The sequence below is a fragment of the Enterococcus pseudoavium NBRC 100491 genome, assembly GCF_001544295.1.
Classification (GTDB): Bacteria; Bacillota; Bacilli; order Lactobacillales; family Enterococcaceae; genus Enterococcus_A; species Enterococcus_A pseudoavium.
The window spans coordinates 1-16034 of sequence record NZ_BCQF01000011.1; the positions used below are offsets into that span (position 1 = coordinate 1).

The following is a 16034-nucleotide window of genomic DNA, read 5'->3' on the forward strand; positions in this document are numbered from 1 at the left end:
TTTTCAGACATTAGAAATTATTTTGCATTGTTTTCAATGATCTTCACGATCACGTCAACCGCTTTTTCCATTGTTTGCAATGAAACAAATTCAAAACGACCATGCATATTTTCTGCACCCGCAAAAATATTTGGTGTAGGAATTCCCATAAATGAGATCTTAGAGCCGTCGGTACCACCACGGATTGGTTCAATGATTGGTTTAACATCGACTTCTTCCATCGCACCTTTAGCAAGCTCAATCACACTCATATCTTTTTCGATGATTTCACCCATGTTGTAATATTGGTCATACATGTTGATCTCTACGCGTTCTTGATCAAATTGACTATTCATTTTTGCTTGAATGTCAGTGATCATTTGTTTGCGTGCTTCGAATTTCTCACGATCGTGATCACGAATGATATAAGTCATTTTTGCTTCTTCAACGTTTCCATCTAAAGCCAATAAGTGATAGAAACCTTGACGGCCATCAGTTTTTTCGGGACGTTCGTCTTCAGGTAATTGGTTATGGAAATCAATTGCCATTTGTAAAGCATTAATCATAGTATTTTTAGCTGTCCCTGGATGGACATTTTTACCATGCATCGTGATTTCGGCTTGGGCCGCACTGAATGTTTCATATTGTAATTCACCGATTGGACCACCGTCCATCGTGTAAGCGAAGTCCGCATTGAATTGTTTGACATCAAATTTATCTGCACCAATCCCAATTTCTTCATCCGGACCAAAGCCGACCCGAACTTCCCCGTGTTTGATCTCAGGATGCGCGATCAAATATTCCATTGCTGTCATAATTTCAGCAATTCCTGATTTATCATCAGAACCTAGCAATGTTGAGCCATCGGTTGTGATTAATGTTTGCCCTGTATAATTTTTTAAGTTAGGAAAATCTTTAACATTTAAGGTATATTTTCCATCTGCATCTAATTTAATTGTTGATTCCCCGTCATAATTTTCAACGATTTGCGGGTTAACTCCTTCAGCGTTGAAATCTGCTGTATCCATGTGAGAGATAAATCCGATAGTCCGCGCCTCTTTGTCAAGATTACTTGGCAAAGTTGCGATCACATAACCGTTACCTTCATTATAAGTAATTTCTTTCATACCGATTTCTTCTAACTCTTTCATCAGCTCATGAGCAAAAGCTACTTGTGTTTGAGTTGAAGGTGTTGTAGTACTTGTCGCATCAGAACGAGTTTCCGTTTTGACATAGTGTAAAAAACGCGGTAATAAATTTTCGTACATCTTACTCTCTCCTTTAGTGCTATTTATTTAAATGAAAAAGGATTGGTGGACGCCTCAGACACAAAGAAATCAACGTTCCAGCCTTCTTCATTTTTCCATTGATTAAATAGAGCCACCATTTTTTCTTTACAAAGCGACTCAATATAGTGTCCTGGATCAATCACTAGCATCCCTGTCTCTTGCATATCGTGAGCGGTATGGTAATAGACATCTCCAGTAATATAAACGTCAGCATCCGCGGCCAAAGCGTTGCGGTAAAATTTCTCACCGCTACCACCGCAAATTGCGACTCGTTTTATCTGCTCTTTGGCTACTTGCGGATAAACAACCCGCAACCCCTCCAAAGCAAAGACTTCTTTTACTTTGGCGATAAATGCTTCTGTTGGCATCGCCGTTTTTAGATTTCCAACACGGCCAATCCCATAATTTTCAGCTAAATTATCTAGCTGATAAATATCATAAGCCGGCTCTTCATACGGGTGTGCGGCGAACATCGCTGCCACCACATCCGCCTGATTCATTTCTGGAAAAATCACTTCGATTTTGCTTTCTTGGACTTGCTCTGGCGTATTGGCTGAACCAATCGTAGGATTTGCTTGCGCAGTTGGTGTAAAGCGCCCTGTCCCGTTTACCGTAAATGAGGTTGCTTGATAATGGCCTTGCTCCCCAGCGCCTGCTTGAGCCAGTGCTTCCCGCATTTTCTTAGCAGCGTTTTGTGGCACATAAACGGCCATTTTTTTCATCTTCACGGTATGAGTATGAATCAAATACTCCGTATCTAAAACGCCTAATGCTTTACAGAACCAATCGTTTAGCCCATTAGGAATAATATCCATATTGGTATGAGCGGCATAAACTGCAATGTCATGTTTGATTAAGTCAGCATACATCTTTGTCTGAACATCATCTGTGGTTAAGCGCGCAATCGGTCGAAAAATCGGCGGATGCTTGACGATCAATAAGTCAATCTTCTTAGCAATCGCTTCGGCCACCACTGCCGGTCGAACATCTAAACTCATCATAATACGCTTCACTTCCTTGTTCAGCGTACCAATATGCAGGCCAACGGGGTCTCCTTCTTCAGCTAGCCATTCTGGACAATATTCTTTAAAGCGTTGGATAAAATCATTCCCCTGCATCCGCAAGTACCTCCTTGATCCATACAATTTCCTCTGTGACTGCTTCAATTTTTTCAGCGACGTCTTGATCACTTTGGTGCAAACTAGCTAAGATACGTTCACTTTTGGCTAGTTTGTGCTGCCATTTTTCAATAAAAATCGGATTTTTTTCCTGCATTAACTGAGGTCCGAAAAAGAGATCCTTGGCTGAATACTCTGGTGTAGTCAATGCTTTTTCAGCAACGATCAACTCATAAATCTTATTATTCTCGGCGATGATTGCTTCCGCAACGATCGTATAGTTTTCAACAAATAACCATTGACGTAATTGGCGCTCTCCGACATTGGGCTGTAAGATCAGCCGCTCTTTGCCAGATAACCGATTTTTTTCCTTGCCTCGTTGTAAAATATCGCGGATTAATACGCCGCCCATTCCACAAATGGTTATCGCAGATATTTCATCAGCTAATTCCACGGCTTCCAGTCCATCAGCTAAACGGACATCAATTTTATTTTCTAAACCATTTTTTGCCACTTGCTTTTGAGCGGATTTATACGGACCAATGACTACCTCACCCGCAATCCCGTATGAAATTTTATTTTGCAACATCAAAGCTACCGGTAAATAGGCATGGTCAGAGCCAATATCAGCCAACCGAGCACCTTGTGGGACATATTCCGCTGCTTTTTGTAAACGAAGAGATAAATCTTTTGCGTTCATTTTTTCACATCCTAGAAGTTATTATAGCACTACTTAAAAAAAGCGCCCCTAAAAAAGTGCTAAATGACAGCGCTTTTTAATAGGGCGTTTGTTTTTTTCTAACAATTTTTTCGTTTTTTAACCATTTCGGCGATTTTCACCAATCAGCCAAATCTCTTTGCTTAAATAACGAATCCGTTCCATAATCCGTTTGGCTTTGAGCGGTTCTTCATCGCCTCTTTGTGTAACGGCTAAATGCTGCTCCAGTTGATCCATATTAAAGTTTGAGGAAAAGAAAGTTGGTAGCTGCTCTTGCATCCGATATTGCAAAATAACGCCTAAAACTTCATCGCGAATCCAGGCACTCATGGAATCAGCACCGATATCATCAATCATCAAAACAGGTGAACGTTTTACCTCATCTAGTTTTGGTCCAACTTTATCATTGGAGATAGCCTGCTTCATTTCACCGGCAAAGGTTGGAAAATGCAGCAAGGTCGTTTGGAAACCTTTGACTGCCAGCTCATGGGCCACTGCACCAAGCAAATATGTCTTACCGACTCCAAAATCACCCACTAAATAAAGTGCTTTGAGAAAAGCTTTAGGGTTTGCCTCATATTGATTAATAAAATCTAGCGAGGCTTCCAGCGCTTCGCTACGACCAGAGGTCACTTCAAATGTACGGATCGAGGCTTTCCGAATATCTTTTGGCATATCCAAAGAATTTACGCGGTTGCGAATTTCCTCTTCCCGTTTTAAGCGCAGTAATTCATCGGTCGGAACATACGTTACATCGATAAAATGAAAATTTAAACTTAATTGTGGCTCATATCCTGGAGCAATCATCGTTGGATCATCCGCTAGAAATTTTTTCTTTTCTTGTACAAATTCATACAATTTTGCGAATGATTTCTCGATATCTGCTTGAGTCAATTTTTCTTTATGCTCTTCAATAAACTGACGAACTGCTGGATCGGCTAAAACCTCTTCCATCATTTGGCGGTAACGACCGTCGACCCCGCGACTTTTAATGATTCGGTTTAATTCTTTTCCTACATCTTCCATTAATCGTCACCTTCTTTACTTAAATATTCCGCTAGCTTGCGGTTCAATTCTGCTTCTTTTTCTGGCGAGAGCTTAGTTTCTTTCGGCGGTTGCTTAATATGTTCAGGCAAAAGCTCTTTACGGCCTCCACGTTTTTGATAACTTGGTCGACTTGTTTGAGGTTTACGAACTAATTTTTGATTATTTTCCCGTACATGAGCAATCGCAGCTTCTGGTGTGTTTATTTTCTTTTGAGCCCAGTCATTGGCGATCGCATTTAAGTAATTCGCATTGATTACGGCTTGATTTTGGATCACTAAAATGTAATTGATAATAATATTAATGACACTTTTGGGAATTAGATTCCGACCAATCAACTCTTCCAACAGACGAACCTCGGTATTGGTCTCGAAGCCGCCCTTTTCTCGCTTAATCGCACGTAAAAAAGTAACTGGAGCAATTTTTTTGCTTTGTTCAATAATCTCCCGCTCTTGGGCTGAAAAGTCAGCATTTACCGGTGCATTTTTAGGCACGGCATCCACTGGCGGTGCCGCGACCGTTTTAGGCCGTTTTTCCTTATTAATTAGTTGACGTAGGTAGGTGAAATTTAACCCGGAATTTTCACCGGCAGCCGCTTTTGCGACATATTCGGCTAGATCCAATTCGTTTAGTCCATAAAGCGTTTGAAAAGTTTTCAGCTTTTCCCGCTCTTCCACGCTCAAAATCAAATTGAACCGTTTCAGCTGCTGTGTGAATAAAGACCAATCAAAATCAGATTTATCGGCAAATTCCTCTTGGGTCTTATCTAAAATTTCACTTTGACTGGCAAAAGCACGCTCGTCTAAACGATAAACTTCTCGAAAACGTTTGGTAATATTTTTAGCCGTTCCCTTATCGAAACTTTTCGGCTTAAATCGCTGGACTAATCGCTCGTAACGCCGTTTCCCTACTTTATCCATTAACAAGTAGGCCATTAACGGATCTTGGAAAAATTTCTCAGGCAGCAGAGGATTTCTTAGCTGATAAATCAAACTCAGCCCTAATTCGCTATCGTTTTTTTGATAGCTCTCCAGTAGACCAATACCTTCTAGCTGCTCACGCGCTTTGATTAAATTCATTAAACCGGTATCGATTGCCGCTAATAGATCCGTATGCATCAAGCTGGGGCTTTTCCCCTCTAAAGTAATATCACTTACGAGTGTCAGATACAGACTTAATGCACTGCTACCGATCATTGGCTGGTATAAATAAAGCAACGCATCTTGCTCACTTTGATCAAGTTGTGGCTTACCATAAACCATATAAAAAGTACTGGGTTTTAGTTCATCTGCCACGGATAGGCCTCCTAATTTCTTTACTAAACAATTCTTTTCATTAAAACGCTAGCCGCTGGACTAGTTATCGGCTCTTTTACTGATAGCCCGGCAAACTCATTTTGCTATTCTTCCTCAGTTGTTTTCGCTTTATCAACAATCTCTTGCAATTCCTTCAAGAAGACTGACATATCTTTAAACTGGCGATAGACACTGGCAAAACGAATATAAGCAATCTCATCGACATCCATCAAATCTTCCATGACAAATTCACCAATTTGGCTAGTCATCACTTCATTTTCGCCCATACTGCGGACTCTGTTTTCGACATGATCAACGATCTGTTCCATCTGCTCCATGGCTACCGGACGTTTTTCGGCAGAACGAATCAAGCCCCGCAAAATTTTGTCACGACTAAATTCTTCCCGATCACCGTTACGTTTAACTACTAATAAAGGTGCTGCCTCGATCCGCTCAAAAGTTGTAAAACGAAAACCGCAGCTCTCACACTCTCTTCGACGGCGAATTGCCCGCCCATCATCAGTTTGTCGACTATCGATCACTCGAGAATTATTATGATTACATCTTGGACAACGCATAATTTCACCTACTCTTCCTTACTATCTTTACATTTACACTTTTCTATTGAAAAGCCAACTATCAGCTAATTTTTTTAAATTTAGTAAACAATAAAAATTTATTTGTATATATAACATGAGTTTACCATAACCAGCTAGCTAAAAAAAGCGTCGTAATACTACGACGCAGATTCTTTAAGAAACAAATTTATTTTTTTTCAACCAAGTTTGGACTTGCTGGCGAGTCCTTTCTGACGACCCACAATTATCAAACAGCAGATCCGCTCTTTTTTTCTTCTCCTCTAATGAAAGCTGGCTGTTGATTCGTTCTAAAGCCGCCTCTTCAGTCAAATGATTTCTAGCCATCAAACGTTGCAACTGAATTTCTGGCGTAACATAAACGACTGCCACTTCATCCATCAGACCCTCATAATGCCCTTCATATAAGAGCGGGATATCTGCGATGACCAAGCTGCTGTTCGTTTTGGCTATTTCTATTTGAGTGACAATCTCATTGCGGATAAAGGCATCCAGCGTCTGATTCAGTAACTGTCGTTTCGCTTCATCATGAAAAATCAAATCGCCTAGTTTCTTACGATCCAAATATCCGTCATCCTGGATTATTTCAGAACCAAAGTTTTTTTCGAGCGCTCGCAGGCCTGCCGTTCCCGGCTCAACGACTTGGCGAGCAACTATATCCCCATCAACGATTGGAAATCCTTCTGCTCTAAAAAAAGCTACCACTGTCGATTTTCCGCTGGCGATTCCACCAGTAATTCCTAAAACAAAACTCATTTTTACACCTTCTTCAATTTTTGACAATGGGGACAGAGGTGCGTTCCCCGTTGAGCAACTTTGATCTTGATAATCGGCGTCCCACAGCGGGGACAAGGTTTACCAGTTTGACCGTAAACTTGTAATTCCTGTTGAAAATGGCCCGCTTCACCTAAAGCATTCAAATACGTTCGAATCGTCGTGCCGCCAGCTGCTTTGGCCTTTTCAATGACTACAATGATTGCTTCCCGTAGTTTCCGGACCCTTTGGCTGCTTAGGGTATTGGCCGGTTGTTCTGGATGGATTTTAGCTAACCACAATACTTCATCCACGTAGATATTACCTAGGCCGGCGACAACTTTTTGATTTAGCAATAATGGCTTAATCATGGTAGCCGACTTTTTCAGTTGGAGCTTGAAGTCTGTTAAATCAAAAGTTTCCTCGGTTGGTTCAGGTCCTAGTTGCAATAATCCCTTATAATTTTTAGCCGTACCTTTTTTTAATAAGGCCATTCGACCAAATTTTCGTACATCGTGATAAATCAATTCTGAGCCATCAGTAAAAATAAAACGGATGTGACTGTGTTTATCCAAAGGGGTTGCTTCTTTGAAAAACTCGTATTTTCCTTCCATCCGCAAATGAGAAACCAGCTCGTAATGAGTGAAGTGAAAAATCAAATATTTTCCCCGTCGATCCACCGTTTCAAGCGTTTCCCCGACTAGTTGTTGTTGGAAACGTTCTACTTCAGGAAATTCAACGATACGCGGCCAATAGACCTCAACTTTTGCGATTGTCTTCCCTTTGACCAACGAAACCAGCCCTTTTCTGACAGTTTCAACTTCTGGTAATTCCGGCATATCCTTCACTCCTAATTTAACTTAACTCAGCTATTTCAGCTGAAAATCAATCGTCTATTTTGCTTTGAAAAAACGGGTATGACAATCCCCTTGCCACACCCCGTTTATATTATTTTGCTTCATACCAGGTTTTACCCCAGCTACTATCCGTTACTAAAGGTACATCTAAATGAACTGTATTTTCCATGACTTCTTTGACTAGTTGATCTAATTGTGCTAATTCGCTTTCAGGCACTTCGAAAACCAATTCATCATGCACTTGTAAAAGCATTGTTGCTTGCAAATTCTCTTCTTTTAAACGTTTGGCCATTTCGATCATTGCTAGTTTTAAGATGTCCGCAGCACTTCCTTGAATTGGCGTATTGATTGCCGTACGTTCCGCAAATGAACGTAAATTATAATTACGCGCATTGATGTCTGGCAAATAACGCCGACGATTATAGAGCGTAGCAGAATACCCTTTATCTTTGGCTTCTCGAACACTTTCTTCCATATAACGTTTGACATCCGGATAATTTTCAAAATACGTATCGATGTATTCTTGAGCTGCTTTCCGGCTGATTCCTAAATTCTGTGACAATCCATAATCAGAAATTCCGTAAACAATCCCAAAATTAACCGCTTTGGCATTGCGGCGCATATTCGGCGTCACTTCATCTTCTGTTACATTAAAGACACGCATCGCCGTACTCGTATGAATATCCATCCCATCTCGGAACGCTTGCTTCAAATGCTCATCACCTGAAATATGGGCCAAGACCCGTAATTCAATCTGGGAATAGTCCGAAGAATAGATTAACCAATTTTCCGCTCGGGGAACGAAAGCTTGACGAATCTTGCGGCCTTCTTCTAAGCGAATCGGAATATTTTGTAAGTTGGGATCGACTGAACTCAAACGACCGGTTTGCGTTAAGGTTTGAATATAACGGGTATGGATTTTATTGTCACTTTGAATCACTTTTAGTAATCCTTCCACATAAGTCGATTGAATTTTAGCGATTTGACGATAGCTCAAAATATCTTCAACGATCGGAGCCTGCTCACGCAATTGTTCTAGCACATCGACTGCCGTTGAATAGCCCGTCTTTGTTTTTTTGATAACCGGTAGCTTCATTTTTTCAAATAAAATTACGCCCAATTGTTTGGGTGAATTAATATTAAACTCTTCGCCGGCTTCTTGGTAAATCTTCTGTTCGATCTCTTGTAGACGTTTTGAAAATTCACCCCGCATTGATTGTAGTGTCTGGGCATTAACGGTGATTCCGGCAATCTCCATTTCAGCTAAAATCCGAGAAAGTGGTAGCTCCATTTGATAGAATAGATCATCTTGCTGCTTTTTTTCTAACTCTTTTTCCAATTTATCATTTAAGAAATGGATGGCTTTGATCTTACGGGCTAAATGCCCGAAGAACAGTCCCTCATCTTCGGGTAACCCTTTTTTAGCACCCTTTCCATAAACCTGTTCATCGGTTTGAATTTCGGTATAACCATAATATTGAGCGACTCCCGCAATGTCATTGCTGTTGTCATTGGTATCTAATAGATAGGCCGCCAATAAAACATCAAAGTTGATTCCTTCCGTTTTGGTAATGTAACGATTTAATGCTACGTATGTCCGTTTTGCATCATAGACTTTTTTACCGTTGGCGCTTTCTAACCATTTTTTGAATTCTGGATTGTCAAATAAAGCCAGATCATTGGTGACATAAATTTTATCTTTTGAACCCCAAGCAACACCGACGATATCTGACAGATGGTAATTATCTTCTAACATCTCCACGTATAGAGCCGCATCCGTACTAAACATCTCAGCAGTAAATTCATTGACAACTTGATAGTTGATTTCTTCCAGCTCGACTTCCTCTTCTTCCACATTCAACTTGCTCAAAAAACCTTTGAAGTCCATCTCTTTAAAAAAGGGAATCAGTTTGTCTAAATCTTTTCCTTGATAGATCAATTCGTCGAGAGAAATATCGACTGGAGCATCTAACTTAATTGTCGCCAACTCTTTTGATAAAAAGGCCTGTTCTTTATCATTGATCAGGTTTTCTTTCATTTTACTTTTCTTCAATTCATCGATATGGTCATAGACACCTTCAACGCTGCCGAATTGTTTTAATAATTTAATCGCTGTTTTTTCGCCAACCTTGGTTACGCCTGGGTAATTGTCAGAGGTATCGCCAGCTAGGCCTTTCATGTCGATGATTTGCTTTGGTGTCAAGCCATCATATTTCTCTGCTACATGTTCTGGCGTATAAGATTCAATCTCGCTGACTCCTTTAACAGTGATATCAACTTTGACCTGATCTGTCGTTAATTGCGTCAAATCACGATCGCCGGATAAAACAACGACCTCAAAACCTTGATCAGCCGCTCGTTTGGCTAAAGTCCCAATGATATCGTCAGCTTCATAGTTATCCAACTCATAGTGTTTGACTCCCAATCCTTCTAGCAATTCTCGCAAATAGGGCATCTGCTCACGAAATTCACCCGGTGTTTTTGAACGCCCCCCTTTATATTCAGAATACATTGCTGTCCGAAACGTCGTATTTCCAGCATCAAACGCCACTAACACGTGTGTCGGTTTTTCCCGTTCCATCACATTTTCAAACATATTGTTAAAGGCGTAGATTGCATTCGTATGGAGCCCATTTTTATTTTTAAACCGCTCTAAAGAATTGTGCAGGGCAAAAAAAGCACGGAAAGCGACACTGTTTCCGTCTACTAATAATAATTTATTCTCACTCATGACTTCGACTCCTAGTTCGTATTAAGATATTTTTATAGAAAGTTGCCTTTTAGCGATCATGCTATTTTTTTATAGAATTCAACAAAGATTGCCAGCCATCATTACTCTCATTTAAGCAAACTTGGCTACTTCACGTTTCATTTTAACAAAGTATCAAGTGAAATGAAAAGAATGAACCTGATTTTCCACTTAAAAGCGAAAAAAATAGAGACGTCATCGCGCCTCTATTTGCTATTGCCAAAAATTCGTAAGAATGAAATAAACAAATTGATAAAGTCTAAGTACAGCTGCAAAGCCATGAAGACAGCAACACCGCTGCCGACTTGGCCGTTTGAACCGAGATAAACTTTCCGAATCATTTGATTATCGTAAGCTGTAATCCCTGACATGATCACAACCATTAAAATTGAAATAAAGAAATCCACGGCGCCACTGTGTAACAGGAAAACATTCAATAGCATGGCGATGATAATTCCTAATAAACAGCTTAGTGCTGCACGTCCGATCCCACTTAAATCACGCTTAGTAAAAGTCCCGACCAATGACATCACTAAAAATGTTGCCGAAGCAGTCACAAAGGCTTGGGTCACTGTTCCTAGGTCATACATTGCCAAGGTAACGGCTAGTGTTAAGCCGTTTAAAGCCGAGTAAACAATAAATCCACCGATAGCTAAAGTAGGATTCTTTTGAGCCTTGATTCCTAAGAAAATCACTAATGCGATCTCCGCAATCCAAATCCCCCAAAAACCTAACGGGAAATTATTTATAAAATTGGCAACTTGCGTCTGCCAAACGTTTAATGACAAATACGAAATAACTGCACTGATACCAATCCCTAAAGCCAGAAAGGCATAAATCTTGCCATAGAAACGATTCAGTCCACCAACCTGCGTTGCTTGATTATTCATTTAAATCCTCTCCTATGTGCGTCTGCGGCGGTTTAACCATCACCACAGCGTCTAAAATACGTTTTTCTTCGTTATCCGTCGCTTTGATTGCTTCCACAGAAATAGTCACGACATCTTTCATTTTATCTACTTTGATGACTTCAAATTCAAAAGTTAATGTTTCATAGTGAAAAACAGGATCAATAAAATTGATTGAGAAATTCACCACGTGAGAACCCGGTCCTGGTAAATGTTTGGAAATCGCACTTGTAATGATCCCCATCAGCATAACCGATGGTACAAGCGGTTGCTCATACTCAGTTTCTTTCGCATAATCGTGTTGGATATACAAAGGATTGGCATCATTTGTCAAACCTAAGTATAAAAGAATCTGGTTATCTTCAATCGATTCCGTTAACGATAACGAGTCGCCTTCCTCGATTTCGTCAATCGTTTTGCCTATCTTCCGAGCTTTCATATTATACAAATTCATTCCCTCCGTATTTTGTACTACCCATTATTTTAGCAGAAAGCTAGTAAAACACAAGTTTGTCTCCCTGATCGAATATTTTTTTAGTTTGTTTTGAATTGTAAAAGAAGGGCTCGGACAAATTCTGTCTGAACCCTTCTTTATAATTACAATACGCTGCGTGTCGTATTGCTTAATAAATCTTCGTATGCTCGTTCAAATTTTTGGACATCACCGGCACCCATAAAGATGACAACGGCATTTTCATGGTCCAATAAAGGCGACATGTTTTCTTCTTTGATAACTTGTCCACCTTTTTGAATCTTAGCCCCTAGATCTTCGATTTTAACGTCTCCTGCTGTTTCACGAGCGGAAGAGAAAATGTCACATAAATAAACCTTATCAGCGCGATCCAATGCTTCTGCAAATTCATCCATTAAAGCGATCGTCCGCGTAAAGGTATGGGGTTGGAAAACGGCAATCAATTCTTTTTCTGGATATTTTTGACGCGCAGCATCGATCGTTGCTTTGATTTCTGCCGGATGGTGAGCATAATCATCCACGATAATCATATCGGCCACTTTTTTCTCTGTAAAACGACGTTTCACCCCAGAGAAAGTCAGCATCTCTTCTTTGACTTGATCCATATCTAAATCTTCAAAGTAAGCAACTGCAATTACCGATAACGCATTTAAAATATTGTGTTTACCGAATGACGGTACAGAAAAACGTCCAATGAACTTGTCTTCATGATAGACATCAAAAGCTGAGCCACTCGTTGTTCGAACAATATTGCGCGCTTGGATATCATCATTTTCTGATAACCCATAATAATAAATCGGCACATCGGCTTTTAATTTACGTAAGTATTCGTCATCACCATAGGCAAAGATCCCTTTTTTTACTTGTGAAGCCAATGTTTGAAAGGCATCAAAAACATCTTCAATACTCTTGAAGTAATCAGGGTGGTCAAAGTCAATATTGGTCATAATTGAATAGTCTGGTGCATAAGCTAAGAAATGGCGTTGGTATTCGCAAGCTTCAAAAGCAAAGAAGGTTGCATCAGGGACGCCATGCCCTGTTCCATCACCAATCAAATAACTGGTTGGGGCCAAACCATTTAAAACGTGCGCCAACAAACCGGTTGTACTGGTTTTTCCGTGGGAACCAGTCACCGCAATACTCGTGTACGGTTGGATAAATTGTCCGATAAAATCATGATAGCGAACAATTTCCAGGCCTAATTCTTTGGCCCGAGCAATTTCTTCATGCGTATCAGGAAAGGCATTTCCTTGGATAATTGTCATGCCCTCTTTAATATTGTCTTTACTAAATGGCAGAATCGTAATGCCAGCTTTTTCTAAATCACGTTGGGTGAAAAAATATTTTTCGACGTCAGAACCTTGCACATCAAAGCCTTTTTCATGTAAGACTAAAGCTAATGAGCTCATACCTGAGCCTTTAATTCCAACGAAATGATAAAGTGTGTCTTTATTATTCATATAATCCTCTTCCTCATATGTACAAAATTGTTTGCGATTCACATTATCATATATAACCGCAAAAATAGCAATCTTTTATTCTCTCAACTATTTTGATCCATTCAAACTTCAATTGTCTTCAAAAATTTCAATGTTCCTTGACAACTTCCACAAGCAAAACGTTCGGTATTGATTTTCTGGCGGCGTTTGATTTCGCAGTGACATTTTTGACATTGATAAACTTGATAGTTTCTTGTCGCCAACGGAGGCGCATAGCGTGATCCACCCGTTTGCTTTAATAACTGCTTAAACTCCAGATCTTTATGCTGATAACCACGACCAGCCAGATGTAGGTGGTAATGACACAGCTCATGTTTAATGACTTTGATTAATTCAGTTTCATCGTATTTTTCGACTACTAATGGATTAAAATCCAAGTCATGAGTTTTCAAATGATACCTACCACCGGTGGTTTTTAGTCGTTGATTGAAGGTAGCTTGATGACAAAAGGGCCGGCGAAAAGACTCTTGCGAAATCTTTTCCACCAGCGCTTGCAATTCTTGGTTAGTCATTTTGATCACTTTGAACCATCGTCAAGCTGATTCGACCCTTTTTCACATCGACTCCTTCGACCCAAACAGTCACGACATCACCGACAGAGACAACATCTGTGGGGTGTTTAACAAATTTTTTACTCAGCTTAGAAATATGGACCAGACCATCTTGTTTGACTCCGATATCAACAAAGGCACCAAAATCAATTACGTTGCGAACCGTTCCTTGTAATTCCATCCCCGGCTGTAAATCTTCCATCGTCAGTACATCTTGCCGAAGTAATGGTGCCGGCATCTCATCCCGCATATCACGACCAGGCTGAAGTAAAGCTTGCAAAATGTCTTTGATGGTTTCTTTACCAATCTCAAGTTGTTTTTGCAAATCAGCTATTTGTAAAGCTTCAATTTTTTCAGTTGCTTCTGGTGTCCCTAACGATTGCAACGCAACACCAGCTAGTGCAAGAATCTCCTTGGCACTCCCATAGCTTTCTGGGTGAATCGCGGTAGTGTCTAAAATATTTTTGGCTTCCGGTATCCGTAAGAAACCAATTGCTTGCTCATAGGCTTTAGGTCCTAAACGCGGAACTTTTTTCAATTGTGGACGTGACGTAAAAGCGCCATTTTCTTCGCGATAATTAACGATATTTTGAGCTGTCGTCTTGTTTAAACCGGAAGCATATTGTAACAACTGAGGACTTGCGGTGTTGACATTCACTCCGACTTGATTGACTGCCGTTTCAACAACAAAATCTAGCTGTTCTGACAAACGCTTTTGAGCAACGTCATGCTGATATTGTCCGACACCCACGGCTTTGGGATCGATCTTGACCAACTCAGCTAATGGGTCCTGAAGGCGACGCGCGATGCTGACGGCGCTACGTTCTTCCACCTGCAAATCAGGAAATTCCCCACGCGCGATATCACTGGCAGAATAAACAGAAGCTCCTGCTTCGTTGACGATCACATAAAAAACTTCTTGTGTCAGCTGTTTTAGCTGCTCAGCTACGAATAATTCTGACTCGCGACTGGCGGTTCCATTTCCGATTGCGACCATTTCCACGCCATATTTTTTAATTAATGTCTGGAAAGCCGGGCCCGCCGCTTGACGTTTGGCTTGAGCCGCAGGTTTATGCGGATAGATGACTTCGATTGCCAAAACTTTTCCGGTTTCATCAACAACTGCTAATTTACAGCCCGTCCGATAAGCCGGGTCAAAACCTAAAACAACTTTCCCTTTTAACGGTGGTTGTAGTAGCAAGTTCCGTAAATTTTCGCCAAAAATGTTGATTGCTTGCTCGTCAGCTTCTTCCGTCAATTCATTGCGAATCTCACGCTCGATGGCTGGACCAATAAAACGTTTGTAACTATCTTTATAAGCTTCACGAACAAACTCGGTCGTGATAGATCGAGTATTTTCCACTAATTGACGTTCTAAGTAATCAAAGATTTTCGCTTCTTCTACGACGATCGCCACTTTTAAGATTTCTTCCTTTTCACCGCGGTTAGAGGCCAGCACCCGGTGAGAGACCATTTTATTGATGGGCTCAGCAAAATCATAATACATTTCGTAAACGCCTTTTTCATCTTTTTCGGCATTTTTAACCTTGCTTTGATATACTCCTTTGTTTCTAGTAAAGGTGCGAATCCACGTCCGAAAATCTGGATTGTCACTGATTTGTTCTGCCACGATCTCATGGGCGCCTTGTAGTGCCGCTTCTGCATTTACAATCGCTTCATTAATATACTCAGCCGCTTTGGCATAAACATCACCTGTTGAGGGGAAACTCAATAAATACTCAGCTAATGGTTCTAACCCATTTTCTTTGGCGATCGTTGCTTTGGTCCGCCGCTTTTGTTTATATGGTCGATAAAGATCCTCGACCTTTTGAACTTTCACTGCTTGTTGGATTTTTTGAGCCAATTCCTCCGTTAATTTTCCTTGTTCATCAATTAGACGCAAGACTTCTTGCTTACGTTTTTCTAAATTTTCTAAATAGTTGTATCGGTCTTCAATTTCACGAATCTGGACTTCATCCAGGGTACCGGTCATTTCTTTACGATAACGAGCAATAAAAGGCACGGTATTGCCTTCACTCAATAAATTTAATACAACATTGATCTGCTGAGGACGATACTCTGTCAATTCTTTATTCAGCAGTTGAATGATTTCTTGGTTTAAACTGTCTGCCATTTCCATTCCTCATTTCATCCAAAATCTTATCTATTTTATCACACTTCAAAAAAGATTGCTTCCGTAAGTAAA

General features: G+C 40.4%; 14 protein-coding genes. All 14 read right to left on the bottom strand.

The features are described 5' to 3' along the window. Positions 1-17: 17 nt before the first annotated feature. The 14 genes from pepT to EP1_RS06735 all read right to left on the bottom strand — a co-directional run bounded on the left by pepT (position 18) and on the right by EP1_RS06735 (position 15962). Positions 18-1247: a peptidase T gene (pepT, locus tag EP1_RS06670; RefSeq protein ID WP_067625466.1), complete on the bottom strand. Its 1230-nt coding sequence runs from the start codon at positions 1245-1247 to the stop codon at positions 18-20. Between the two features lie 23 nt (positions 1248-1270). After that, positions 1271-2392 carry a Nif3-like dinuclear metal center hexameric protein gene (locus EP1_RS06675; protein WP_067625472.1) on the bottom strand — a complete coding sequence of 374 codons (1122 nt, stop codon included), beginning with the start codon at positions 2390-2392 and terminating at the stop codon, positions 1271-1273. Beyond that, on the bottom strand, positions 2373-3086 hold the full coding sequence (locus EP1_RS06680; protein ID WP_067625476.1) for a tRNA (adenine(22)-N(1))-methyltransferase: 714 nt from the start codon (positions 3084-3086) through the stop codon (positions 2373-2375). Before EP1_RS06680 ends, EP1_RS06675 begins: the two co-directional genes overlap by 20 nt. 117 nt (positions 3087-3203) lie before the next feature. After that, positions 3204-4130: a primosomal protein DnaI gene (gene dnaI / locus EP1_RS06685; RefSeq protein WP_067625479.1), complete on the bottom strand. Its 927-nt coding sequence runs from the start codon at positions 4128-4130 to the stop codon at positions 3204-3206. Next, a complete protein-coding gene (locus EP1_RS06690) occupies positions 4130-5443 on the bottom strand; it encodes a replication initiation and membrane attachment family protein (protein ID WP_067625482.1) in 1314 nt (437 codons plus the stop codon). Before EP1_RS06690 ends, dnaI begins: the two co-directional genes overlap by 1 nt. 104 nt (positions 5444-5547) lie before the next feature. Further along, a complete protein-coding gene (gene nrdR / locus EP1_RS06695; protein WP_067625486.1) occupies positions 5548-6021 on the bottom strand; it encodes a transcriptional regulator NrdR in 474 nt (157 codons plus the stop codon). A 174-nt stretch (positions 6022-6195) separates the two neighbouring features. Next, entirely contained in the window at positions 6196-6795 is a 600-nt protein-coding gene (gene coaE / locus EP1_RS06700; RefSeq protein WP_067625490.1) for a dephospho-CoA kinase, read from the bottom strand. A gap of 2 nt (positions 6796-6797) precedes the next feature. Beyond that, positions 6798-7631 (bottom strand): DNA-formamidopyrimidine glycosylase, encoded by an 834-nt coding sequence (mutM, locus tag EP1_RS06705; protein WP_067625493.1) that lies wholly within the window; start codon positions 7629-7631, stop codon positions 6798-6800. Positions 7632-7740: 109 nt separating this feature from the next. After that, the gene (gene polA / locus EP1_RS06710; RefSeq protein ID WP_067625496.1) at positions 7741-10380 is read right to left on the bottom strand and encodes a DNA polymerase I; all 2640 of its coding nucleotides are present in this window, start codon (positions 10378-10380) and stop codon (positions 7741-7743) included. Between the two features lie 224 nt (positions 10381-10604). Further along, positions 10605-11288 carry a Bax inhibitor-1/YccA family protein gene (locus EP1_RS06715; protein ID WP_067625501.1) on the bottom strand — a complete coding sequence of 228 codons (684 nt, stop codon included), beginning with the start codon at positions 11286-11288 and terminating at the stop codon, positions 10605-10607. Continuing rightward, positions 11281-11760 carry a MaoC family dehydratase gene (locus tag EP1_RS06720; RefSeq protein ID WP_067625505.1) on the bottom strand — a complete coding sequence of 160 codons (480 nt, stop codon included), beginning with the start codon at positions 11758-11760 and terminating at the stop codon, positions 11281-11283. The genes EP1_RS06715 and EP1_RS06720 overlap by 8 nt, the downstream gene beginning before the upstream one ends. 143 nt (positions 11761-11903) lie before the next feature. Continuing rightward, a complete protein-coding gene (gene murC, locus EP1_RS06725; RefSeq protein ID WP_067625508.1) occupies positions 11904-13238 on the bottom strand; it encodes a UDP-N-acetylmuramate--L-alanine ligase in 1335 nt (444 codons plus the stop codon). A gap of 101 nt (positions 13239-13339) precedes the next feature. Beyond that, entirely contained in the window at positions 13340-13789 is a 450-nt protein-coding gene (locus EP1_RS06730; protein WP_067625734.1) for a SprT family protein, read from the bottom strand. Beyond that, the gene (locus EP1_RS06735; protein ID WP_067625513.1) at positions 13782-15962 is read right to left on the bottom strand and encodes a Tex family protein; all 2181 of its coding nucleotides are present in this window, start codon (positions 15960-15962) and stop codon (positions 13782-13784) included. The genes EP1_RS06730 and EP1_RS06735 overlap by 8 nt, the downstream gene beginning before the upstream one ends. Positions 15963-16034 lie beyond the last annotated feature (72 nt).

What these genes read in the sequence shown, in the direction of transcription:
- pepT (WP_067625466.1), bottom strand. Translation starts at nt 1,247, where the DNA reads ATGTACGAAAATTTATTACCGCGTTTTTTACACTATGTCAAAACGGAA.
- EP1_RS06680 (WP_067625476.1), bottom strand. Translation starts at nt 3,086, where the DNA reads ATGAACGCAAAAGATTTATCTCTTCGTTTACAAAAAGCAGCGGAATAT.
- dnaI (WP_067625479.1), bottom strand. Translation starts at nt 4,130, where the DNA reads ATGGAAGATGTAGGAAAAGAATTAAACCGAATCATTAAAAGTCGCGGG.
- nrdR (WP_067625486.1), bottom strand. Translation starts at nt 6,021, where the DNA reads ATGCGTTGTCCAAGATGTAATCATAATAATTCTCGAGTGATCGATAGT.
- coaE (WP_067625490.1), bottom strand. Translation starts at nt 6,795, where the DNA reads ATGAGTTTTGTTTTAGGAATTACTGGTGGAATCGCCAGCGGAAAATCG.
- mutM (WP_067625493.1), bottom strand. Translation starts at nt 7,631, where the DNA reads ATGCCGGAATTACCAGAAGTTGAAACTGTCAGAAAAGGGCTGGTTTCG.
- polA (WP_067625496.1), bottom strand. Translation starts at nt 10,380, where the DNA reads ATGAGTGAGAATAAATTATTATTAGTAGACGGAAACAGTGTCGCTTTC.
- EP1_RS06715 (WP_067625501.1), bottom strand. Translation starts at nt 11,288, where the DNA reads ATGAATAATCAAGCAACGCAGGTTGGTGGACTGAATCGTTTCTATGGC.
- EP1_RS06720 (WP_067625505.1), bottom strand. Translation starts at nt 11,760, where the DNA reads ATGAATTTGTATAATATGAAAGCTCGGAAGATAGGCAAAACGATTGAC.
- murC (WP_067625508.1), bottom strand. Translation starts at nt 13,238, where the DNA reads ATGAATAATAAAGACACACTTTATCATTTCGTTGGAATTAAAGGCTCA.
- EP1_RS06730 (WP_067625734.1), bottom strand. Translation starts at nt 13,789, where the DNA reads ATGACTAACCAAGAATTGCAAGCGCTGGTGGAAAAGATTTCGCAAGAG.
- EP1_RS06735 (WP_067625513.1), bottom strand. Translation starts at nt 15,962, where the DNA reads ATGGCAGACAGTTTAAACCAAGAAATCATTCAACTGCTGAATAAAGAA.